Annotated in this window: 25 protein-coding genes; 20 read left to right on the top strand and 5 right to left on the bottom strand. The window is 67.9% G+C overall.

Annotated features, from left to right (window positions below; all coding sequences use genetic code 11):
* Positions 1–24 precede the first annotated feature (24 nt).
* Both ACWF82_RS03570 and ACWF82_RS03565 read right to left on the bottom strand, forming a co-directional pair.
* Entirely contained in the window at positions 25–1,836 is a 1,812-nt protein-coding gene (locus ACWF82_RS03570; protein ID WP_452497588.1) for a DUF3556 domain-containing protein, read from the bottom strand.
* A gap of 91 nt (positions 1,837–1,927) precedes the next feature.
* Positions 1,928–3,370 carry a class I adenylate-forming enzyme family protein gene (locus ACWF82_RS03565; RefSeq protein ID WP_452497586.1) on the bottom strand — a complete coding sequence of 481 codons (1,443 nt, stop codon included), beginning with the start codon at positions 3,368–3,370 and terminating at the stop codon, positions 1,928–1,930.
* A gap of 161 nt (positions 3,371–3,531) precedes the next feature.
* Between ACWF82_RS03565 and ACWF82_RS03560 the strand changes: the two genes are divergently transcribed.
* From ACWF82_RS03560 to ACWF82_RS03550, 3 genes are all read left to right on the top strand, one after another.
* Positions 3,532–4,752, top strand: coding sequence for a PucR family transcriptional regulator (locus ACWF82_RS03560; protein WP_452497584.1), 1,221 nt, complete (start codon positions 3,532–3,534; stop codon positions 4,750–4,752).
* A 106-nt stretch (positions 4,753–4,858) separates the two neighbouring features.
* The gene (locus ACWF82_RS03555; RefSeq protein WP_452497582.1) at positions 4,859–5,689 is read left to right on the top strand and encodes an alpha/beta fold hydrolase; all 831 of its coding nucleotides are present in this window, start codon (positions 4,859–4,861) and stop codon (positions 5,687–5,689) included.
* Positions 5,686–6,147, top strand: a complete 462-nt coding sequence (locus ACWF82_RS03550) for a VOC family protein (protein ID WP_452497580.1) — start codon at positions 5,686–5,688, stop codon at positions 6,145–6,147. The genes ACWF82_RS03555 and ACWF82_RS03550 overlap by 4 nt, the downstream gene beginning before the upstream one ends.
* A 9-nt stretch (positions 6,148–6,156) precedes the next feature.
* Here the strand turns inward: ACWF82_RS03550 and ACWF82_RS03545 are convergent, their stop codons facing one another.
* Complete coding sequence (locus tag ACWF82_RS03545) at positions 6,157–6,552, bottom strand: nuclear transport factor 2 family protein (RefSeq protein WP_452497578.1); 396 nt, start codon at positions 6,550–6,552, stop codon at positions 6,157–6,159.
* A 129-nt stretch (positions 6,553–6,681) separates the two neighbouring features.
* On the opposite strand from ACWF82_RS03545, the gene ACWF82_RS03540 reads away from it, so the two are divergent.
* The 5 genes from ACWF82_RS03540 (at position 6,682) to ACWF82_RS03520 (ending at position 10,404) form a co-directional block, all read left to right on the top strand.
* Complete coding sequence (locus ACWF82_RS03540) at positions 6,682–7,293, top strand: TetR/AcrR family transcriptional regulator (protein ID WP_452497576.1); 612 nt, start codon at positions 6,682–6,684, stop codon at positions 7,291–7,293.
* A gap of 18 nt (positions 7,294–7,311) precedes the next feature.
* Entirely contained in the window at positions 7,312–8,190 is an 879-nt protein-coding gene (locus tag ACWF82_RS03535) for a siderophore-interacting protein (protein WP_452497574.1), read from the top strand.
* 86 nt (positions 8,191–8,276) lie between these two features.
* Positions 8,277–8,735 carry a MarR family winged helix-turn-helix transcriptional regulator gene (locus ACWF82_RS03530; RefSeq protein ID WP_452497572.1) on the top strand — a complete coding sequence of 153 codons (459 nt, stop codon included), beginning with the start codon at positions 8,277–8,279 and terminating at the stop codon, positions 8,733–8,735.
* Positions 8,735–9,112: a DUF5313 family protein gene (locus ACWF82_RS03525; protein ID WP_452497570.1), complete on the top strand. Its 378-nt coding sequence runs from the start codon at positions 8,735–8,737 to the stop codon at positions 9,110–9,112. Before ACWF82_RS03530 ends, ACWF82_RS03525 begins: the two co-directional genes overlap by 1 nt.
* A 182-nt stretch (positions 9,113–9,294) precedes the next feature.
* Positions 9,295–10,404, top strand: coding sequence for a glutamate--cysteine ligase 2 (locus ACWF82_RS03520; protein ID WP_452497568.1), 1,110 nt, complete (start codon positions 9,295–9,297; stop codon positions 10,402–10,404).
* Here ACWF82_RS03520 and ACWF82_RS03515 read toward each other — a convergent pair whose 3' ends face one another.
* Positions 10,405–13,305: a UPF0182 family protein gene (locus ACWF82_RS03515; protein ID WP_452497566.1), complete on the bottom strand. Its 2,901-nt coding sequence runs from the start codon at positions 13,303–13,305 to the stop codon at positions 10,405–10,407. It lies immediately after the preceding gene.
* A 330-nt stretch (positions 13,306–13,635) separates the two neighbouring features.
* Here ACWF82_RS03515 and ACWF82_RS03510 point away from each other — a divergent pair, with 330 nt between their 5' ends.
* The 10 genes from ACWF82_RS03510 to ACWF82_RS03465 are packed head-to-tail and all read left to right on the top strand — an operon-like array spanning position 13,636 to position 18,675.
* Entirely contained in the window at positions 13,636–14,118 is a 483-nt protein-coding gene (locus ACWF82_RS03510; RefSeq protein ID WP_452497564.1) for a hypothetical protein, read from the top strand.
* A gap of 5 nt (positions 14,119–14,123) precedes the next feature.
* Positions 14,124–15,221, top strand: a complete 1,098-nt coding sequence (locus ACWF82_RS03505) for an SRPBCC family protein (protein WP_452497562.1) — start codon at positions 14,124–14,126, stop codon at positions 15,219–15,221.
* Complete coding sequence (gene gvpJ, locus ACWF82_RS03500; RefSeq protein ID WP_452497560.1) at positions 15,218–15,625, top strand: gas vesicle protein GvpJ; 408 nt, start codon at positions 15,218–15,220, stop codon at positions 15,623–15,625. Before ACWF82_RS03505 ends, gvpJ (ACWF82_RS03500) begins: the two co-directional genes overlap by 4 nt.
* Positions 15,625–16,380 (top strand): GvpL/GvpF family gas vesicle protein, encoded by a 756-nt coding sequence (locus ACWF82_RS03495; protein ID WP_452497558.1) that lies wholly within the window; start codon positions 15,625–15,627, stop codon positions 16,378–16,380. Before gvpJ (ACWF82_RS03500) ends, ACWF82_RS03495 begins: the two co-directional genes overlap by 1 nt.
* A gap of 3 nt (positions 16,381–16,383) precedes the next feature.
* A complete protein-coding gene (locus tag ACWF82_RS03490; RefSeq protein WP_452497556.1) occupies positions 16,384–16,641 on the top strand; it encodes a gas vesicle protein GvpG in 258 nt (85 codons plus the stop codon).
* A 5-nt stretch (positions 16,642–16,646) separates the two neighbouring features.
* A complete protein-coding gene (locus ACWF82_RS03485; RefSeq protein ID WP_452497554.1) occupies positions 16,647–16,982 on the top strand; it encodes a gas vesicle protein GvpO in 336 nt (111 codons plus the stop codon).
* A complete protein-coding gene (gene gvpJ, locus ACWF82_RS03480) occupies positions 16,979–17,365 on the top strand; it encodes a gas vesicle protein GvpJ (protein ID WP_452497552.1) in 387 nt (128 codons plus the stop codon). Before ACWF82_RS03485 ends, gvpJ (ACWF82_RS03480) begins: the two co-directional genes overlap by 4 nt.
* The gene (locus tag ACWF82_RS03475; RefSeq protein ID WP_452497550.1) at positions 17,362–18,156 is read left to right on the top strand and encodes a GvpL/GvpF family gas vesicle protein; all 795 of its coding nucleotides are present in this window, start codon (positions 17,362–17,364) and stop codon (positions 18,154–18,156) included. Before gvpJ (ACWF82_RS03480) ends, ACWF82_RS03475 begins: the two co-directional genes overlap by 4 nt.
* Positions 18,153–18,383 carry a gas vesicle protein gene (locus ACWF82_RS03470; protein WP_452497548.1) on the top strand — a complete coding sequence of 77 codons (231 nt, stop codon included), beginning with the start codon at positions 18,153–18,155 and terminating at the stop codon, positions 18,381–18,383. Before ACWF82_RS03475 ends, ACWF82_RS03470 begins: the two co-directional genes overlap by 4 nt.
* A complete protein-coding gene (locus ACWF82_RS03465) occupies positions 18,376–18,675 on the top strand; it encodes a gas vesicle protein K (protein ID WP_452497546.1) in 300 nt (99 codons plus the stop codon). The genes ACWF82_RS03470 and ACWF82_RS03465 overlap by 8 nt, the downstream gene beginning before the upstream one ends.
* Here ACWF82_RS03465 and ACWF82_RS03460 read toward each other — a convergent pair.
* Positions 18,672–19,484 (bottom strand): SAM-dependent methyltransferase, encoded by an 813-nt coding sequence (locus ACWF82_RS03460; protein ID WP_452497544.1) that lies wholly within the window; start codon positions 19,482–19,484, stop codon positions 18,672–18,674. The two genes, ACWF82_RS03465 and ACWF82_RS03460, sit on opposite strands and share 4 nt — an antisense overlap.
* Before the next feature lie 93 nt (positions 19,485–19,577).
* Between ACWF82_RS03460 and ACWF82_RS03455 the strand changes: the two genes are divergently transcribed.
* Complete coding sequence (locus ACWF82_RS03455; RefSeq protein ID WP_452497542.1) at positions 19,578–20,756, top strand: cytochrome P450; 1,179 nt, start codon at positions 19,578–19,580, stop codon at positions 20,754–20,756.
* 223 nt (positions 20,757–20,979) lie between these two features.
* Positions 20,980–21,426 carry a hypothetical protein gene (locus tag ACWF82_RS03450; RefSeq protein WP_452497540.1) on the top strand — a complete coding sequence of 149 codons (447 nt, stop codon included), beginning with the start codon at positions 20,980–20,982 and terminating at the stop codon, positions 21,424–21,426.
* The last annotated feature ends 17 nt before the right edge of the window (positions 21,427–21,443 follow it).

Below are 21,443 nucleotides of genomic sequence, written 5' to 3'. Positions count from 1 at the left end.
CTCTCGTTCTCGATCCGTGCTCGCCTAGTCGGCGGGCTGGGCCACGGTGTCCTGGTGCGGGGCGACCGTGCCGGTGACGTCCGCCCGCCGCCACGTCACCCGGTGCGGGATGGGCCCGTCCGGCAGCCATGGCATGGCCTCGACCGCGTCGGCGACCTGCCAGGTGCCACGTTCGAGCACGCCCAGCGCCGCGTCGACCACCATGTACTCCTGCGTGTCCCGGTGGATCGGCTGCGACTCCACCCACACCACGATCCATTCTCCCGGTGCGAACCCGGCCCGTGCCTGCACCGCGTCGATGAGATCGAGGTTGTGCAGGTGACCGTCGCCGAAGTTGAAGCCGATCAGCGAGTTGCAGGCGAACTCGGCCTCGCGCACGGTCCAGCGATCGATCTCGGGAATGTGCTTGTACAGCAGCGAGAACAGCCCGCGGCCCTGGCTGTGCATGGAACGCCAGGCGATGGTCTGCTGCATGGTGATCTCGGCGATCGCGGGCGGGTACCCCATGGCCAGCAGCTGGTCGACCTGATTGTCGGCGGGACGCTGCGCGATGGTGTTGAGCTTGGCTTCCGCACCGGGCGCGAACGCCCACAGCGCCGAGGCCCAGTTGCCCGCGTACTGGCGCATGGACGGCAGGAACGACACCAGGTCCGGGCGCAGATTACCCAGAACCGGGAAGAAGGCGAGCCCTGCCGCGATCGCCACCGTCAGCCAGGGCGAGGACATGTCGAACACCCCGTAGCCCGCCGAGTTCGGGAAGCCGAGGAACAGGAAGACGGTCAGGTAGGCGAACAGGATGTTCCACTCCAGCGGCACCGCCAGCGGGAAGGTGGAGGTGATGAACAGGTGGAACACCACCATCATCACGACACCGGCCAGCGTGAGCCAGTAGTTCGTCGCGAACAACAGCACGATCGGGGTGATCACCTCGACGGTGGTGCCGCCGACGTGCGCCAGGAACGAGGCGACGCGCGAGGGGCGGATATCGCGCGGGAAGTCACGGTAGTGGGCGCGCTTGACCGACCGGAACGGCATGGACGGGCTGTTGGACACCATCGGCGGCACCACATTGGTGAAGTGCTTACCGAACTTGGAGGCACCGGCGCCCACCCACACGATCACGATCAGCAGCTTGGCCGCGATGATCATGTCGGTGAACGGCAGTGCCGCGAAGAACAGCAGCGCGGGCAGGTACTGCTCGCCGCGCGCGGCAAGGAAGATCGTCTTGTCGCGCAGTCCGCACAGGACGTACAGCGCGATCGGCGCGATCAGCAGTGTGGGGCTGACGAGCCCAGAGGTGTTGTCCGGCAAGGCATCCAGCAGCGAGACGGTAGTCCGTCCCGGTGCCAGCAGCGCGACAAGCAGGGACGCGAGGAAGCCCAGGTACAACACCACATCCAGCAGGGTGCGCGAGTCACCGTTGGTGAACGGCACCCGATGCCACGGTCGCAGGCGGATGCTGCCCAGCCGGGCGAAGTACAGCACGCCGCCGGTCATCGGCTTGAACTTGCCTGCCAGCGGTCCCCACGAACCGGCGACACCGACCGCCTCGAGCAGCACGGTCCACAGGACGAGCTTCTGGTAGACGATCGGCTGGTTCCACCACTGCGCCACATCCCAGAAGGGACCGGTGCCGGAGGTGGCCGTGGCGATCAGGACGCCGCCGAACATATACAGCACGAGCAATTTCGCGATGTAGATGGTGTGGATCATCTTCGGCGTGCCGAATCCGTATTCCGCCCAATGCAGTGCCAGCATTCGCATGCGTTCCCGCAGTGGTAGATCCAGAAATGTGTCGGTGTCCACCGGCGGGAAATCTCCCGTCTTGAATCCCATGGCTCGATCCCTTTCTACCCTGATTCCGGGCGCGGACGACCGCGACCGAAAGTCTGTCTTTCGTTCGAATGTGCGTGCGGTGCACAGCCGCTCAGACGCGTGCGGCCATGATCCGCAGCTGTTTCTTGTCGATCTTGCCGACCGGGTTGCGCGGCATTTCCGCGGTCAGCACGATCGCGGCGGGCACCTTGAACGTGGCCAGCTCCGCACGGCAGTGCGTGATCAGCTCCGCCACGGTGACCGTGGTGTGCGGCGCGGCAACGACATGGGCGACCGGTACCTCACCCAGCACGGCGTCGGGCACGCCGACGACGGCGGCTTCGTGGACCGCCGGATGCCGGTAGAGCGCGTTCTCGATCTCCTTGGGGTACAGGTTCTCCCCGCCCCGGATGATCATGTCCTTGATCCGGTCGACCAGGACCAGGTAGCCGTCGGCGTCGAAGTAGCCGACGTCGCCGGTGCGCAGCAGGCCCGCTACCACGGTCTCGGCCGTTTCCGCCGGCTTGCCGAGGTAGCCGCGCATCACATTCGGGCCGCTGATCACGACTTCCCCGGGTGTACCTGGCGCCGCGGGCTCGCCGTCGGGATTCATGATCGTCACCGTCTGGCCGGGCAGCGGCACCCCGACGGTGCCCGGTTTGCGCGGGCCCGCCACCGGATTGAGGGTGGACGCGCAGGTGCCCTCCGACAGGCCGTAGCCCTCGACGATCGGCACACCGTAGCGCCGCTCGAAACGGCCGATGAGTTCGGCGGGCATAGGCGCGGCGCCGCAGATCGCCAGCCGCAGCGAGGACGTGTCGGGGTGCTCGCCGTCGGGCTGGGCCACCAGCATCGCGTAGATGGCGGGTACGGCCGAGAAGTACGTGGGACGGACCAGCCCGACCGTGTCGAAGAATCCGGACGCGGAGAACCTGCCCGCGATGGTGGTGCGCCCGCCCGCCAGCAGCGGCGAGAGCACGCTGACGACAATGCCGTTGACGTGGAACAGCGGCAGGATCAGCAGGCTGTGGTCGTCGGCGTCCAGGCCGAGCGCGTCGATGATCATCGTGCACATGGCGGCGAGATTCTCGTGCCCGAGCAGCACGCCCTTGGGCCTGCCCGTGGTCCCGCTGGTGTAGATGATCAGCGCCAGGCTGGTGGACGGCGGCGCCGCGGCGACCGGACCCGCTGGCTCGGCCAGTGCGGCGACGTCGAGGGTGACCGCGGCCCGATCGGGGTCGCCGATCACGACCGCGGCCCCGGAATCCTCGATCTGGTAGCGGATGTCGTCGTCGGTGAGACCAGGGTTCACCGGCGTGACCGCGGCGCCGAGGCGCCAGGCGGCGAACAGGGCAACCACCAGTTCCACCCGGTTGGGCAGCACGACCGCGACGACATCGCCGGCCCGCACACCCGCCCGGTGCAGGACCGAGGCGGCCGCCTCGACCCGCGCCAGGAACTGCGCGTTCGACAGCGCGCTGCTGTCGTCGGCCACGCTGTGCCCGTGCGGGTCGGTTGTGGCTCTGACGTCGGGCAATTCGGCGATGTGTCGCATGATTCCTCACCGGAGACGGATGTGATCTGGATTACATATCCCAAGGTAGGGCGCGGATTCGGCGCCGACTACGGGCCCGCGGACCAGCGTTGCGGCGAGGTGTTGTGCCACGAGCACAATCAGCGCCGCGAGCCCGCTCACCGGAGGTACTGTCTGCGGCCATGGCTCTCGACAACGATCCGCTCGTGCGGGAGGTGGCGCTGCGGATCAAGACGGATCTGGAGCGGTTGGCGCCGACGATGACCTCGATGTTCGTCGAGGTCATCCCGGAATTCCGGCACGACGACGAGGTGCGCAGGCTGATGGTGGCCAGCACCGAGTCCAACCTGGCCGCGATCCTGGACATGCTGACCTTGGCCATCGGCCTCGACGACATCACCGTGCCGCCCGCCGCCGCCGAATACGCCCGCCGCTTCGCCCAGCACGACCTGTCGCTCGAGTCGCTGCTGCGCGCCTACCGGCTCGGCGAGAACATGTTCGTGCAGTGGACGATGACGCAGCTGGCCGAGCTGAACCCGCCCACCGACGTCGCCCTGGCTGCCGCGGCGCGCATCGCGTACCTGGTCAACAGCTATATCGACCAGGTGATCGAGGGCCTGATCGATATCTACGCGAGCGAACGCCGTCGCTGGGACGCGCGCACCGACGCCGCCCGCGCCGCGCAGGTCCGCGCGGTGCTCGACGCCGACGATCTCGACGTGTCCTCGGCCGAGCAGATGCTGTCGACCTCGCTGCGCGGCTGGCACCAGTTCGCGATGCTGTGGACCCCGCCCGGCACCCGCGAACCCGGTGCGGTGCTGCGCGCGGGCACCGCCCTGCTGGCCGCCGCGACCGGCAAGGCGCCGATGACCGTGGAAGCCGACGACCACAGCCGGTGGGTGTGGATCTCCTCGGTGTCACGCCTGGTGCTCGACACCGGGGAACTGGTCCGGGCGCTGCGCTCCCAGCCGAATCTGTGTCTGGCCCTGGGTGAGCCGGCCAGCGGCCTCGATGGCTTCCGCCGCACCTTCGGCGACGCCCAGCGTGCGCGCGCCGTCGCGCTGGCGACCGGCAGGCGCGGGCTCACCGGATACCGTGCGGTGTCGCTGTCCGCCCTGTTCACCGACCGCGTGCCCGAGGTGCAGGCGTGGGCGAGCCGGGTGCTCGGCGGACTGATGGCCGAGGACGACAGCGCCGCGCGGCTGCGCGAAACGGTTCGCGCGTTTCTCGACGCCCGCGGCAGCTACACCGACGCCGCCGCGCGGCTGCACGTCCACAAGAACACCGTGCACTACCGGGTACGCAAAGCCGAAGAGCTGCTCGGACATCCGCTCACCGACCGCAGGCTCGACATCGAGGTGGCGCTGATGGCCTGCGCGCAGCTGGGACTGCCCAGGTCATGACCGCGTCCTTGGCCGCGCGTCACCAGGCTGTTCGCCGGGAACCCGTCACCGCTGTCGGTTAGCGTTGGTGACACCACAACGATGTGGAGAGAAGGGGGCATACGCGATGCCAATTTTCGATTTCGGCGGAACCTCGATCGCCTATGACGAGGCGGGGGCGGGGCCACCGGTCGTCTTCCTGCACAACCTCGGCGGCGATCGCTCCATCTGGCGTGCCCAATACGACGAGCTGCGGCAGTCGCACCGGGTACTGGCGATCGACCTCATCGGGTACGGCGATTCCGACGCGCCCGACGACGGCTACATACTCGAGAACTACCTCGCCATGCTCGAGGCGTTCTTCGCCGACCGGGACCTGCGGGACGTGACGCTGGTCGGACACTGTTTCGGCAGCGCGCTGTCGCTGCTGTTCACCCGGAAACACCCCGAACTGGTGCGCTCGCTGGTACTGAGCAGCCCGCTCACCCCGGCCACCCTGCGCCCGACCCGCACCGGGCTGGCCGCGATCTTCGGCCGATACCTGCACCTGGACTCGCTGCTGTCGATGGTGCGGATCCCCGGACCCCTGGCCGGGCTGATCGTCGCGGAGCAGATCGGCACCGCCGGACCACACACCGACGAGACCGCCGCGCACCTGCGGACCCGGTGGACCGAGCGTCGCCGGCTGATGGTGACCGCCGCGATCTCCCGCCAGATCCCGCGACTCGCGCACCTGGACACCTTCTCCCCGCCCACCGATTTCCCGCCGATCACGACCGTCTGGGGCACTCGCAACAAGGTGCTCTCGGCACGGGCTGGTGCCACGCTGAACAAGACACTGAAACCGGTGCGGGCGATCGACGTCGACGGAGCCGGACACCTCGTCATGGTGGAAGCGCCCGAAACAGTCACCGCCGCCATTCTTTCCGCGATCGACTACGCGAATGGAGCACGATGAGCCGCCACCTCCAGATCACCTTCGACGCGCACGACCCGAGGGCGCTGTCGATCTTCTGGCGTGAGGTGCTGGGATACGTGCACCCCGGCCCACCCGGCGTGGAACTGCCCCCTGGCGCCGATCCGCTGGCCGCGTGGGAGGAGTTCCTCGCCCGGATCGGTGTGCCGGAGGATCAGCGCAATACGAGGTCGGCCATCGAGGACCCGGACGGGCACGGCCCGCGCGTGTTCTTCCAGCAGGTACCCGAGGGCAAGGTCGCCAAGAACCGCGTCCACCTCGACGTGCGGGCCGCGCCCGGCCTGTCGGGCGAGGAGCGGATGGTAGCGCTGGAGGCTGAGTGTGAACGGCTCGTCGGCCTCGGGGCGACCCGGATCCAGCGGTTCGAACCCGACCCGCCGATGGGCACCGGGTTCATCGTCATGGCCGACCCCGAGGGCAACGAGTTCTGCCTGGACTGATCCAGTGGCTCAGGCGGTCTCGGCGGGAACGGACAACGCGGCCTGCATCGCGACACCGTCGACATAGGTGTGCTTCTCCCGCACCGCACCGTCCTCGACCAGCACCACATCCGCGATGTCCACATCGACGGCGCCGCCGGTGATCGAGGTGCCGGACAGCTTCCACCGAACCACCCAGAAGTCGTCGCCGACCCGGAGATCGACCAGGGTGAACGTCAGATCGGGGACCAGCGCGAAGGTTTCCGCGGCGGCGGTGCGGATCTCGGCGCGCCCCTGTGCCGGCTTGCCGCCGGAGTGCAGGTGGAAAATCGAATCGGGCGTGTGCAATTCGACGATGCGGTCGGGATCGCGGTCGGCCCAGCAGGCGTGATAGCGCTCGAACAGATCTTTGGTGGCATCGGACATGGTCTCCAAGCCCCTTCCAAGATACAAACAGGGTGACTGTATGTTCCCGGAACGCGGTGTCACCGGTCAAGGGTCGAAGGGCCTCGGATCTGACGTGACCCCATCTCTGCCCTAGACTTCGACGTCGCCATGAACCCTGACCGCCGAACCCAGGCCGAACGCTCGGCAGCGACGCGTTCCGCCGTCGTTCGCGCCGGGCGAGAACTGTTCGGGCAGTACGGGTATGGGGCCGTGAGTACGATCGCGGTCGCGGAGGCGGCTGGGGTCAGCCGCGGTGCGCTCTATCACCAGTTCGGTGAGAAGCGCGATCTGTTCGAGGCGGTGTTCGAGGATCTCGAGCGCGACCTGGTCGAGGTGATCGCCACCGCGGTCGCCGAAGCGCGGTCCGCCGATCCGGTGGCGAGTTTGATCGTGGGCTGCCTGGCGTGGCTGCAGGCTTCGACCGCCCCGGAAGTGCGCCGGATCGCGCTCCTCGACGCGCCCGCGGTCCTCGGCTGGAGCCGGTGGCGCGAGATCGAGCTCAGGCACACGATCGGACTGGTGGAGAACGCCCTGGCCGGTGCCATCGCCGCCGGCCGTGTCCGTGCGCAGCCGGTGCGGCCGCTGGCGCTGGTCGTCGTCGGCGCGCTCGACGAGGCGGCGCAGTATCTGGCGAACAGCGAGGATATCGAGGACACCGCGGCCGTTCGCTCGGTGGTCGAGCAGTTGATCTCCGGTCTGGCGGTCGACCCGCAGGGGTAGCCAGGTTAGCCTTGCCTAATGACCACTGCCGCTGTGAATCGTTCGACCATGGCCTACGCGACCCTGCGGGTTCGTCGCGTCGTGCGGCTGACGCCACGCATGGTCCGGATCACGCTGACCTGTGCGGATCCCGCCGCGCTGGCCGACGCGGGACCCGACCAGTACACGAAGCTGTTCTTCCCGCTGCCGGGTCAGGGGCGCCCGGCCGTACCGCCGCCGATCGACGATGCGGTCGGTGGCGTAATGAGTTGGTACCAAAGGTATCTCGCCATGCCCGACGAGATCCGGCCGCCGATGCGCACCTACACGATCCGGGCACAGCGACCCGCGCTCGGCGAGCTCGACATCGACTTCGCGCTGCATCCCGATCATGCCGGGCCCGCCTCGGACTGGGCATCCACGGCGGCGCCCGGCGACGAGATCGGTCTGCTCTGCCCGCCGCGGGCGCTGTACAGCCCGCAGCCCGATCCCGCCTGGCAGTTGCTGGTCGGTGACGAGACGGCGATTCCGGCGATCGGCGCCATCGTGGAGCATCTCGGCGCCGGCGTGACGGTGCGGGTGTTCATCGAGGTCGCGGGACCGCGGGACGAGCAGCGGTTCGACACCCGCGCCGACGTGCGGATCGAGTGGGTGCACCGCGGTGACCGCGCCCATGGGGAGGCGGTCGTCGAAACGGTCTGTGCCGCAGAGCTTCCCGAGGGCGCGCCCTACGCGTGGATCTCCGGCGAGGCGAACCTGGTGAAACTCACGCGGCGCAATCTCATCCGGGATCGGGGGATCGACAAGCGCGCGATCACGTTCACCGGCTACTGGCGGGAGGGCCGCACCGAGGAGGACAACGGCCGCGAGAAGGTGCGCCGCGCCGCCGCCGGGGAGCCGCTGGTCGACGAGGACTGACCACCGGTCCGCATAGTGACGCCACTAATAGTTATTGCACTAACTATTAGTGGCATAATACTGTGTGGACGAAGGAAGGTGGAACCATGCAGGAGCTCGACGACCCGCTGCGGCTGGACCGGCAGGTGTGCTTCGCGCTGGCGGTGGCCAATCGCTCGGTGCTCGCGGTCTATCGGCCGCTGCTCGAGCCGATGGGGCTGACACACCCGCAGTACCTGGTGATGCTCGCGCTCTGGGGCGAGGCGCCGATGTCGGTGAAGTCGGTCGCCGAGGCGATTCAGCTCGACTCGGCGACACTGTCGCCGCTGCTCAAGCGACTCGAATCCGCCGGGCTCATCACCCGCCGACGTGATCCGCACGACGAGCGCACGCTGCTCATCGACCTCACCGAGGCGGGACAGGTGCTGCGCGGGCAGGCTGAGCAGATTCCGCCGGCCGTCGTCGCCCGGCTCGGCGTCAGCCTGGCCGATCTGGAAGAACTGCGTGATGTCCTCGGCCGGGTGAACGCGGCCGCGCTGCGCGCAGCGGAAGCGAGGGAGCAGTGATGACCGGCTCGACCCCGAACCTCTGGCAGCGACTGCGCTACGTCGGCGGTGCCACGATGCCGCCGTCGATGGCGGACTGGGTACTGAACGACCTGACCGGTCCCGGTGCGACCCGCCGCTACCTGATGCGCTTCCTGCTGCCCGTCCTGCCGGTGCTGTGCCTGTTCCTGCTGGTGCCGGGGCCGCTGTGGATCGGGCTGTCGATGATGGCGCTGCTGTACCTGCCGCTGATCTACTTCACCGTCGCGCTGGTCTACGTGTACCGGCGGCACCGCCTGGTCAGCCACGGATTCGACCCCGAGCTCGCCGATACCGCCGAGGTTCGCCGGGCCGAAGCCGAGCGCATCGCCTACGAGACACGCCACAACCGCGCCTGACCTGGGAATCTATTGCCGGGACTGTCGGCTCGCCGCGATCGCGGGTAGCGTCCGTTCAGACTCGTTCACGCACCTCCACACCCTGGCTCGGGCAGTGCGCCATCGCTACGAGCTCGTGCTGGTTGTGTGACCGGGTTCGTCCGGTGACACCAGGCGAGCTCAGTGAGTGGAGGAGGGTGGCTGTGGGTGACTTCGCGGATGTGCCGACGGTGGGGGTCGAAGAGGAATTCCTGCTGACCGACCCGGGGACCGGCGCGCCGGCACCGAAAAACGCCCAGGTCGCCGAGACGGCGCGGCGGGCGGGGATCGATCTGCAACTGGAACTGACCCGCTGTCAGGTGGAGACAAGCACCGGGGTGCATTCCGACATCGGCGAACTGCTGGCCGAGCTGCGCACCTCGCGGCGCGGGGTCGCCGACTGCGCGGCCGAGCACGATGCCCGGCTGCTGGCCGTGGCGGTTCCGCCGACCGTGCCCGAGGGGTATCCGGTGACCGACACACCGCGCTACCAGCGGATCGCGCACACCTATGGCATGCTCGCCCACGAGCAGGGCCTGTGCGGCTGCCACGTCCACGTCGCGGTGCCCGACCGGGACACCGCCGTGCAGGTCAGCAATCATGTGCGTCCCTGGCTGCCGCTGCTGCTCGCCCTGACCGCGAATTCGGCGATCTACCGCGGCACCGAGACGGGGTACGCGAGTTGGCGCAACATCCTGTGGCGGCGCTGGCCCAGCGCCGGCCCGCCGCCGTATTTCGCCTCGCTGACCCAGTACGAGTCGCTCGTGGCCATGATGCACGCCAGCGGCAGCATTCTGGACAAGAAGATGGTCTATTGGGATATCCGCCTGTCGGAGTCGTTCCCGACCGTCGAGATACGGGTGAGCGACATCCCGGCCACGGCGGAGGAATCCGCCCTGCTGGCCGCGCTGATCAGGAGCATGGTCACCACTGCGCTCCGGTCGATCGCCCGGGACGAGCCCGCGCCGCCCGTGCCGGGTGAGATGCTGCTCGCCGCCTACTGGAACGCCGCGCACTCGGGATTGGACGGAAACGGCCTGCATTCGGTCCGGGGCAGCGTCGTCCCGTACCGCGACCTGCTCGCCGAACTCGTCGACCGCATCGAACCCGCGCTGCGCGACTGCGGCGATCACGCCTTCGTCACCGACGCGATCGCGGCCCTGAGCAAGCGCGGCAACGGGGCACAACGGCAGCTGGTAGCGATGCGGGCACGGCGCGATGTCACCGACGTGGTGGCGGAACTGGCGCAGGCGACTCTCGAAGGCTGCCCGTAGTCACTTATCCGGGCGCAGGATCTCGCCGAGTTGCTGTTCGAGCCGTTCCAGGGCGGCACGGGCCGCTTCGAGTTCGGCCTCCAGCCGGGCGATCGCCGCCTCGTCCACCTGCGGCCCGACGGGCGAGGTCTGCGGCCCGGGCGGTGGCGCCACCGGTCGCCCAGGTGGTGGCGGCGCACCGGGGCCGCCACCGGGCGCGGTCGCCATATTCCCGGTCTCCGGGCCGAAGACCTGGTCGAGCGCCTCCCCGAGCGTCGGGGCGTAGCCGACCCTGACCCCGCCGGTACCCGGCTCCCGGTAACTGACCAGCACCCGGGCCAGCTGCGGGAAGGTGGAACCGTTCTGCGCCGTCGAAATCCGTTCGGTGAACAGCGGTTCGACATAGAGCACCCCGCCGTCGGCGATCGGCAACGTGATCAGGTTGCCGTACTGGATCTGGTTCGAGCGCTCGAGCAGGGTGCGCTCGGAGGCCACCCTGGTATCGGAGATCATCGAGTTCTGAATCTGTTGCGGCCCTTGGGTGAGCGTGTCGGTGGGCAGTTGCAGAATGTGGAACCTGCCGTAGTTCTCCGGGTCGGAGCGCACGGAGATATAGGCCGACAGGAACTCCCGCCTGAATCCGACCATCGCACTGGCCAGCCGGAACGACGGCTCGGCGTCGACGGGGTCGCCCAGCAGCACGTAGAACGGTGGCTGTTGCGGATTGGCCTCCACCGTCGGATCGCTGGGCACCGACCAGAAAGCGTTGTTGGTGAAGAACTCTCGCGGTTCGTCCACGTGGTAGCGGGCGAGCATGTCGCGCTGGATGACGAACAGGTCCTCGGGGTACCGGAAATGCGCGCGCAGGTCGGGGCTGATCGCGGACTCGGGTTCGACCGTGCCGGGGAAGACCCGCATCCAGGTCGCCAGCACCGGGTCCTGCGTGTCGATCTGGTAGAGGGTCACGGTGCCGTCGTAGGCGTCGACGGTGGCCTTCACCGAATTCCGCACGTAGGAGATCTCCGCGGGATTGCGTGGCGGTCCGTCGTCGACGTGGTGCAGGGCCTCCAGGGAACTCCGTGCGGCGTAGGGATAGCCGTCGATCGTGGTGTACGCGTCGACGATCCAGACGATGCGGCCGTCGACGACCGCCGGGTACGGATTGTTGTCGACGGTGAGCCACGGTGCCACCAGTTCGACGCGTTCCTTCGGGGCGCGATGGTAGATGATCTTGGACTCGGGCCCGATCGCCTTGGCGAAGAGGATGTTTCGCTCGGTGTAGTTGGTGGCGAAGGCGAGCCGGTTGAGCCAGTTGCCGATCGGAACGCCACCCGCGCCGGTGTAGGTGTATTTGGTGGCGTCGGTGTCGTATTCGCGCGGCTCGCTGCCGCCGCCGACGATGGCGTAGTCCGGGTCCGTCCTGGCGATCACCTCGCCGAAGTAGATCCGTGGCTGTTCGACCGGGATGACCTGCTGCCCGGTCTGCTGGGAGGCGATGTCGCTGACCGCGTAGATCGGATAGCCGCTGTTGCTCGCCGAGCTGTCGGCGGCGGCATCCCGGACCGCCGCGTTGACCCGGTTCGCCGGCGCGGCGACGAACCCGTCGCCGTGGGTGTAGACCGTGTGCCGATTGACCCAGTGCGACTGGTTGCCGCTGAGCGCCCCCGGCGTCAGTTCCCTTGCCGCGACCACGTAGTCGCGCAGGCGGCCGTCGATGCGGTACCGGTCCAGATCCAGGTGATCGGGGAAGCTGTAGAAGTTCTTCAGCTGCTGTTGCTGGGTGAAGGTCCGCGAGAGCACGCGCGGATCGAGCAGCCGGATATCGGCGATGGTGGTCGCGTCGGCGGCCACGCGCGGTGGCTGCGTGGAGCCGACGCCCGGATACGGCTGATAGTCGACCCGGTCGCCGCCGATCCCATAGGCCTGGCGGGTCGCCGCGATGTTGCGTTCGATGTACGGGCTCTCCATGTCGGCGGCATTGGGGCGCACCGAGAACTGTTCGACCACCAGCGGCCAGACCCCACCGGCCACGATCGAGGACAGCAACAGCAGGGCGGCCGCCATCGCCGGGATCCGCAGGTCGCGCAATACGACCGCGGAGAACACCGCGACGGCGCAGACCAGCGCGATCGCGAACAGGACGAGGCGGGCGGGGAGCACGGCATTGATATCGGTGTATCCGGCGCCGGCGAAGGTCGGTTCCCTGCGCTCGCTCGACAGCAGGATGTACCGGTCGAGCCAATACGCGGCCACCTTCATGAGCAGGAACAGCCCGAGGATCACCGCCAGCTGGACGCGGGCCGCCACGGTGAGACCCAGCGATGTGCCGCTGACCCGCAGCCCGCCGAACAGGAAGTGGGTGGCCAGGTTGGCCAGGAACGCGAAGATCACCAGGGCGAAGAACCAGCTCAGGACGAGCCGGTAGAACGGCAGGTCGAAGACATAGAACCCGATGTCGTGGCCGAACTGGGGATCGTCCACGCCGAATGTCCCGCCGCGCAGGAACAGTTGCACCGTCTCCCAGCGCGACTTGCCGATGAGACCGCAGATCAGACCGAAGCCGACGGCGATCCCCAGGCCGAAGCGCAGCGGCCACCGCGCAACCACGCGCCGGATTTCGCCCAGCGGATCATCCTCCCGTGCGGGCAGGAACGCCGGACGTGACCGGTAGGCCAGCCACATCGCGGTGAAGACGACGACGCTGACGAGGGCGGTGATCACGGCGAACAGCGTGAGCTTGGTGAGCAGCACGGTCGACCAGACAGTGCGATAGCCGACCTCGCCGAACCACAGCCAGTCGATGTAGGTGTGGACCAGGCGCGGCACCACCAGGATGATCACGAAGAACACCGTGACCGATGTCAGCAGCAGGCGGAGACCTCGGGGCAGCTGTCCCGATTCAGTGTCGTCACGAGCGCTCATCCGCCACTCCCGTGACCACGCCGGGTCGCACGACCGACGACGGTCACCGCCGATTCTACTAGCAATAAAAGGGATGATCGGCAGGCAAAACCCATCGACCCCCGCGTTAACTAGGAATACGCTGGCAGGTATCCAGTGCAGCGTGTTCTGCCCCGTCATCGGGGTGCCACAGCTCGACGAACCTGGGGTAGGACCCCGGTGCAGTGGCAGTCGAGCGAGCGAGGAGTTGGCATGCAGGGTGGAGCGAGAATTGCGCTAGGAGTAGGTATCGGGTACGTGCTCGGCCGTACACGCAAGATGCGTTTCGCGTTGGGCTTGGCCGGTGCGGCGATGACGAGGCGATCCACGGGAATGCCCGCGGAGTTGCTGGGGCGCGGTACGTCGCTGCTCAAATCGTCGCCGGAACTGACCCAGCTCACCGACACCGTTCGCGGGGAGTTGCTCGGCGCGGTCAGGTCGGCCGCGGTCACCGCAGCGAGCAATCGCATCGACGCGCTGAACAACCGGCTGCAGCTGGGCTCGGCGCTCGTCGCGGACCAAGAAACGGATGAGCCGGAAGAAGCCGATTCCGAGGAAGACGACTACGACGATCAACCGGCCCGAGACGATGAGCGAGCCTCGGCCGAGGAGGACACCGGGAAGCCCGCCACGCGGACGCGGCCGCGCCGGTCGGGGACCACTGCCGCGCGCAAGACCGCGTCTCGGTCCGCGGACCGTGGGTCCGGGTCGGCGGATCGCAAGCCGCCGTCGCCGGCGCGACGGCGTAGTCGTGCCGATGCAGACGACGCGCCGGTGCGACGCACGAGGAGGTGAGGACGATGACGAAGGCGGTGCGTGACAAGGCAACTGGAGTCGGCAAGATGGCTGGAACAGCCAACCCGACCGGCGTGCTGCAGCAGTCGGTGCAGAACCTCGCCGCAACCGTGGCCGAACGCGCGGTGTCGAAGCTGACTGATCGAGTATCGAGTACCAGCGGTCGATTGAACGACTACGCCGAAGGGAGCGGGGGGAATCTGCTGGCTGCGGTGACCGGTGCGGAGAAACTCGCCGGTGGCGCCTCGCCGTTGCGGGCGGCGGTCAGCGGTGGTGTGAGCAAACTCGGACAGTCGGTCCGCGAAAAGTTCCAGGCGGTCAAGGAATCCTTGACCGGCGGAAAGGGAAAAGGTGGCGGGAAGAAGCTGAAGCTGACCAATATCGTCGAACACATCGATGTGGGGGTTCCGATCGATCTGGCTTATGACCAGTGGACCCAGTTCGGGGACTTCCCGAAGTTCACCAAGAAGGTCGAGCAGGTCGAGCAGGCCTCCGACGAGAAGCTGACGTGGACCGGCAAGGTGTTCTGGTCGAGACGGACGTGGGAATCCACGATTGTCGAGCAGGTGCCGTTCGAGCGGATCGTCTGGCGTTCCAAGGGTTCCAAGGGCTATATCGATGGTGCCGTCACCTTCCACGAGATCACGCCTGGTCTCACTCGCATCCTGGTGGTGCTCGAGTATCACCCGCAGGGAGTGTTCGAGAAGACCGCCAATCTGTGGCGCGCGGCAGGTCGCCGATGCCGCCTGGAACTCAAGAACTTCCAGCGACACGTCATGACCGAGGCCGTGCTGCACAGCGACGACGTCGTGGGCTGGCACGGCGAGATCCGTGACGGCGAGGTCGTCGAAGACGACGAGACCGCACGGCGCGCGGAAGAGGAGAACCCCGAAGACGACACGTCCGAGGACGACGAAGTGCCGGACGACGAGGAAGAGGACGAGGAAGAGGACGAGGACGACGAGGAAGAGGACGAGCACGAGGCAGACGAGCCGGAGCCGGACGAAGAGGAAGAACCGGCACCGTCTCGCCGTCGACCGGCAGCCCGCCGCAAGCCTCCGGCGACTCGCCGCTCGCGTGAGAGCCGAGGAGCGAACCGATGACCATCGAACCAGCAGGAAACGCAGGCGGGGCAGGCACGATGGCCAGGCCGAACTCGTCGAGCCTCGCCGATGTCATCGACACCATTCTCGACAAGGGCCTGGTCATCGACGCGTTTGCCCGAGTGTCGCTGGTCGGGATCGAACTGGTGACCATCGATGCGCGCGTTGTAGTGGCCAGTGTCGATACGTATCTGCGTTTCGCCGAAGCGGTCAACCGGCTCGAGATCTCCACCTCCGAACCGAAGGGCCTGACCGACATCGTCGGTGAGGTCACCGAAGGCGCGGCCGAACATAAGACGAAGGGTGCTCTGGAAGCGGCCGGGAAGAAGGTCAGCGACTTCCTCGGCGACGTGCAGGACAAGCGCGAAGCCGCGCACCGGCCCTCCGGACGTAGGGAGGAATGATGGCTACCGAAGCGACCGCCGTCTACGTCTACGGCATCGTTCCCGCCGACGTCGAGCCTGCGCCCGACACCACCGGTGTCGGTGATCCCCCGGGTGAGGTGGCGGTGGTGCGGCACGGTGAGATCGCCGCGCTGGTCAGCGTCCTCGAATCGGATCGGCCCTTGGGCACACCCGATGACCTCACCGCCCACGCCGAACTGCTGGACGGCTCGGCGGCCGTCGCGCCGGTGTTGCCGCTGCGCTTCGGCGCGGTCATGGCCGACACCGAGGCGGTGGAAAACGACCTGCTCGAGGCGAACGAGTCCGAGTTCATCGCCGCGCTGGCGGAACTGGAGGGACGCGCGCAGTTCGTGATCAGGGGCCGCTATGTCGAGGATGCCATCCTGCGGGAACTGCTCGACGAGAACGCCGAGGCCGCCCGGCTCCGCGAGGAGATCCGCGACAAACCGGAGGACGCCACCCGCAATGCCCGGCTCGCCTTGGGCGAGTTGATCAATCAGGCGATCGAAGCCAAGCGAGCCGAGGACACCAGCAGGGTGGTATCCGAGCTCGAGAGCTTCGAACCGCTGGTCAACCAGCGCGAGCCGAGCAACGAGGTGGACGCCGTGCACGTCGCGGTGCTGGTCGAGCTGGCCCGGCAGCAAGAGCTGGAGGAAACGTTGCGCGGCCTCGCCGGAGATTGGGACGGCCGCGTGGAGATGAATCTGCTCGGACCGATGGCGGCCTATGACTTCGTGACCAAGCCCGCGAGGTGAGAGATGGGTCTGATCTCCTCGATATTGTCGTTGCCCCTCGCGCCGGTTCGCGGGGTGATCTGGCTGGGCGAAGTGATCCAGGACCAGGTCGAGCAGCAACTCAATGACCCTGCGGCGGTGCGCGCCGAGCTCGAGGAGATCGACCGCGCCGCCGCGGCAGGGGAGCTGTCCGAAGAAGAGCGCAAGCAGGCCCAGCAAACGGTCCTGAATCGCGTGACCGGCTCCGCGGGCGGCATGACCGGGCTCGACCGGAAGGAGTGACTCGCATGACCCGCAAGACCACTTCCGACGATTCCGAGGATCTGCATCCGGCAGCGGACGAGCGGCCCGCCCTCACCGCGACCCAGGCGGTCGCGATCGCGATCGAACACCTCGCGCAGCTGACCGGAAAACCGGTCCAGGGTGTCACCAGCATGGAACCGACAGAGGACGGCTGGATGATCGAGATCGAGGTACTCGAGGATCGCCACATCCCCTCCTCGGCGGACATCCTCGCCCTCTACGAGATGGAGATCGACCTCGACGGGAATCTGCTGGCCTACCGCAGAATCAACCGTTACACCAGGGGCAGCACCGACATCGGCGTACGAGGCCGACAATGACGGTGGTCGGCGGCGGATCGTCGGTGCCGCAGCCCTACGGCGGCGGGCATCAGTCCACCAATCTCGCCGACATCCTGGAACGCGTCCTCGACAAGGGCCTGGTGATCGCCGGCGACATCCAGGTGAACCTGCTCGACATCGAACTGCTCACCATCAAACTGCGGCTGGTGATCGCCTCGCTGGAGACGGCCAAGTCCGTTGGCATCGACTGGTGGGAGACCGACCCCTGGCTCAACAGCAAAGCCCGCACGCTGGAAAGACAGGACCGGGATCTCGAGCTGGAGAACCGGGAGCTGCGCGACCGGATCGCGCAGCTCGAGGCGGCGAACGGAGACCATCGACTGCTCGAATCCGGCAGGCAGCCGAAGGAAGAGCGATCGTGACCGGCGGTCTCGGAGTGTGGCTGTACGCGGTGACCTTCAGCCGCGACAGCGAAGACACACCGATCGAACTGAACGGAGTCGCGGGGGAGCCCGTCCGCACAGTGGCTTCCCTGGACCTGACGGCGGTGGTCGGCTCGGTGCCGCTGGACGTCTTCGGGGAGCAGCCGTTGCGTGCGCACCTGGAGGATCTCGATTGGCTGGAGGCGACGGCCCGCGCGCACGACGCCGTCATCTCGGCGTTGGTCCGGCGAGGTGCGGCGGTCCCGGTGCGGCTGGCCACCGTTTTCCGCGACGACGACGCGGTGCGTTGGCTGCTCGACCAGCGGCGAGCAGATATCGACGCGGCCCTGGCGCTGGTGAGCGGGCGTACCGAATGGGGCGTGAAAGCCTACGGTGACCGCGCTGCCCTGACCACCGCTGTGGCCGAGGCGAGGGCCGTGAGCGAAGGCGCCGCGACGGGGGCGGGAACCGCGTATCTGGCACGACGTCGCGCACAGCTGTCCGCGCAGGACACCGTGGAACGCGACGCGGCGGAGCGTGCCGAGCAGATCCACACCCGCTTGGTTCACCACGCCGCGGCGGGACGACGGCAGCCGCTGACCGATCCCGCGCTCAGCGGCCGCCGGGACTGGATAGTTCTCAACGGGACATACCTCGTCGACGACGACAGCACCGACGATTTCACCGCGACCGTCACGGCGCTCGGCGCCCGCTTCCCCGGTATCCGGCTCGAACTCACCGGACCGTGGCCGCCGTATTCGTTCGCCGGCGTGGAACGAGAGTCGCCATGACCCGCGCTGGAGGCGCTGTCGAGGACCAGCGCCGCGTCGCGCTGGTCGACCTGCTGGATCGGGTGCTGGCAGGCGGCGTGGTCGTCTCCGGCGACGTCACCCTCGCCATCGCCGATGTCGACCTGGTCCAGATCTCGCTGCGAGCGCTCATCTCCTCCATCAGCACGCTGTCCGGGCCGGTCGGGCCCGGACAGCGTGCTGAGATCGAACCGTCCGGCGATGACTGAATTCGGTGGCATCCCACCGCGTATCGACACCGACCCCGAATCCGTCGAGCGCGGGCTGGTCACCCTCGTCCTCACCCTGGTGGAGTTGCTGCGGCAGCTGATGGAACGCCAAGCGCTGCGCCGCGTCGACGCGGGGGACCTGACCGACGCCCAGGTCGAACGCATCGGCACCACGCTGATGCTGCTCGAACAACGCATGGAGGAACTCCGTGAGCACTTCGGCCTGACCCCGCAAGACCTCAATATCGACCTCGGCCCGCTGGGTACCCTGCTCCCGCGTGAGGACAGCTAGGGGATCCTGGCCATCCCACCGAGCATCGACACCGCCTCCTTGCGCGGATGCGGGCGCCACTCGGCCGGACGCCAGTCGATCACCGAGGTGATGCCGGGGGAGACCAGGTCGAGGCCGTCGAAGAACCGGGTGAACTCCGCGGTCGAGCGGAGCCGGAAGGGGACGCCGCTGCGCTCGTTGGCCTCGATGGTCGCTTGCAGATCCTCGGCGGACAGGTGGTCGTCGGTGGCATGGGTCATGGTCAGGTAGCTGCCCGAAGGCAGTGCCGCGCAGAGCTCCCCGACCACGTCGTAGGGCCGCATCTCGTCGGTCAGGAAGTGCAGCACCGCGCAGAGCATGAGGGCCACCGGCCGGTCCAGGTCGAGGGTGCCGCTCAGCGCCGGGTGCTCCAGGATCGAGGCGGGGTCGCGCAGGTCGGCGTCGATGTAGGCGGTCGCGCCGCTCGGGGAACTGTCGAGCAGGTCGCGGGCGTGATAGAGGACGATCGGGTCGTTGTCGACGTAGACCACCCGCGACTCCGGGGCGATCGCCTGGGCCAGCTCGTGGACGTTGCCCGCGGTCGGCAGCCCGGTGCCGATGTCGAGGAATTGCCGGATGCCCGCCGTGTCGACGAGATACGGGATCGCGCGACGGAGGAAGTTGCGGTTCTCCAGGACGGCGAAATGGATCGACGGAAACGCCTCGGCCACCGCGTCGGCCGACTTGCGATCGGCGTCGAAATTGGCACTGCCGCCCAGCCAGTAGTCGTACCGGCGGGCCGGGTGTGGTTTGGTGACATCCACCCGATCAGCGGCGGCTTCGAAGTCCACGGCGCGCGTCCTCTCTCTCGACTACGGTCGTCCCTTATCAGCCCGACACGAGACCGGTGGTGGCGTTGTCACGTCGCCGCGAAAGGCACGGCCATGCCCCTGCAGTTCAGCCCCTACGACTTCGCTGTCCATGCCGATCCGTATCCGTACTATGCCAGGTTGCGTACCGAGGCCCCCGTCTACCGCAACACGACCGACGACTTCTGGGCGTTGTCGCGACACGCGGACGTCCGGGCGGCGTTGCGCGATTCGGACCGATTCTCGAGCGCCAACGGCCTGCGCATGGAGCCCGCGTTCTGGGGACCGCAGGCGGAGAAGTTCTTCTCCTTCGTGGCGATGGACCCGCCCAAGCACACCAGGATGCGCGAGCTCGTCGTCCGGGCGTTCACCCAGCGCCGGGTGCAGAGCCTCGAGCCGCGGCTGCGTGACATCGCCCGGCGCACACTGGAACCGCTGCTCGCGCGCGGCAGCTTCGACCTGATCGCCGACCTCGCCGGCCCGTTCCCGACCGATGTGATCTCCGAACTGGTCGGCGTGCCGGAGGACGATCGCGAGCTGCTGCGCAAGCTCGGCATGGAGATCATGTACACCGACGCCGAGTCGACCGATCTGCGGCCCGAGGCGATGGCTGCGATCGGCGCGCTCGTCGGCTATTACACGGACCTGACCATCTCCCGTAGCCAGCACCGGACCGGGGATCTGCTGTCGGGTCTGCTCGACGCGGCAGACGGCGACGACCGGCTCACCCCGGAAGAGATCGTCGGGGTGCTGATCCTGCTCGTCGGCGCCGGCATCGAGACCGTCATGCTGACCCTGGGCAACGCGTGGCACACCGCCGCGCTGCACCCCGATCAGCGCCGCGCCGCCTTCGACGGCCGGATCGACGACTGGATCGCCGAGTCGATGCGCTACGACCCCGCGACCCAGGGGCAGTTGCGCACCACGACGGTGCCGGTCGAGCTGCACGGCGTGCAGATCCCGGCCGATGCCCGCGTGCTGCTGCTCACCGGAGCGGCCCACCGTGACGAGTCGGTCTTCGAGAATCCCGACGTCTTCGACCTGGACCGCGACACCAGCGCCTCGCTGGCCTTCGGCGCGGGCCGTCATCACTGCCTCGGGATGAACCTGGCCCAGCTGGAGCTGCGGGTGGCGTTGCAGGAGATCGTCGCCGCGGTGGCCGACTACGAGATCGATACCGGCAATCTGGTACGCATCCACTCGTCCAACAACCGGGGCTTCGCCTCGCTGCCGACGACGGTGACACTGCGCTGAGAGCGCACCGGGAGCGGCCCGTCCACCATGGTGGACGGGCCGCTCGGTGTTCCCGCCAGGTGCGGACCCGAGGTTGTGTGACTGCTCCCAAAAACGCGGTGTCGAGGTTGCGCCGGCCCGCGTCGACACCGAAGGTAAGTACCTGGGAGTATCAGTCCCACACACCATGCGGTCTGATCGTGGCCGGGACCGCGCCGCCAGTGGAATCGACATCGGAGTCGGTATGAGCGCTGTGTTCGAGAGTCACCACGGATGGGTCGTCGACATCGTCGCGGACGGCGTCGACCTGATCGGCTGGCGGGCGATGTGCTCGTGCGGCCGCTGGCACGGGCGGCCATGGCAGCGGTCGGTGCGGGCCGACGGTCATGCCCCGGCCGAGCGGCGTCTGTACTGCCCCGGCGGGCACCTCGACCCGGATCTCACCCGGCTGGTGCTCGAGGAGTGGGAGTGCCACCACTTCGAGATGCAGGCGCTGATGCCGGTGCGGCTGGCCTTCCAGGATTCCGAGTCAGCCCGGCAGCGGCTCGTCGAGGCCGTCCGTTTCGTCCGGTCGACGGGGGCGTCGTGGGAATCGATCGGGCAGGTGATCGGCACCGAATCCGCGGAGGTCGCCGAGCAGCGCTTCGGTGCCGGTCCGTGGCGCGACACCGTGCGCCAGCTCGAGTGGTGACCGTCCGCCTACGCTCG

It is taken from the genome of Nocardia sp. NPDC055053, assembly GCF_053608285.1.
The sequence above is the reverse complement of the archived record's forward strand: the minus strand, read 5'-3'. Positions and strand labels throughout refer to the sequence as shown.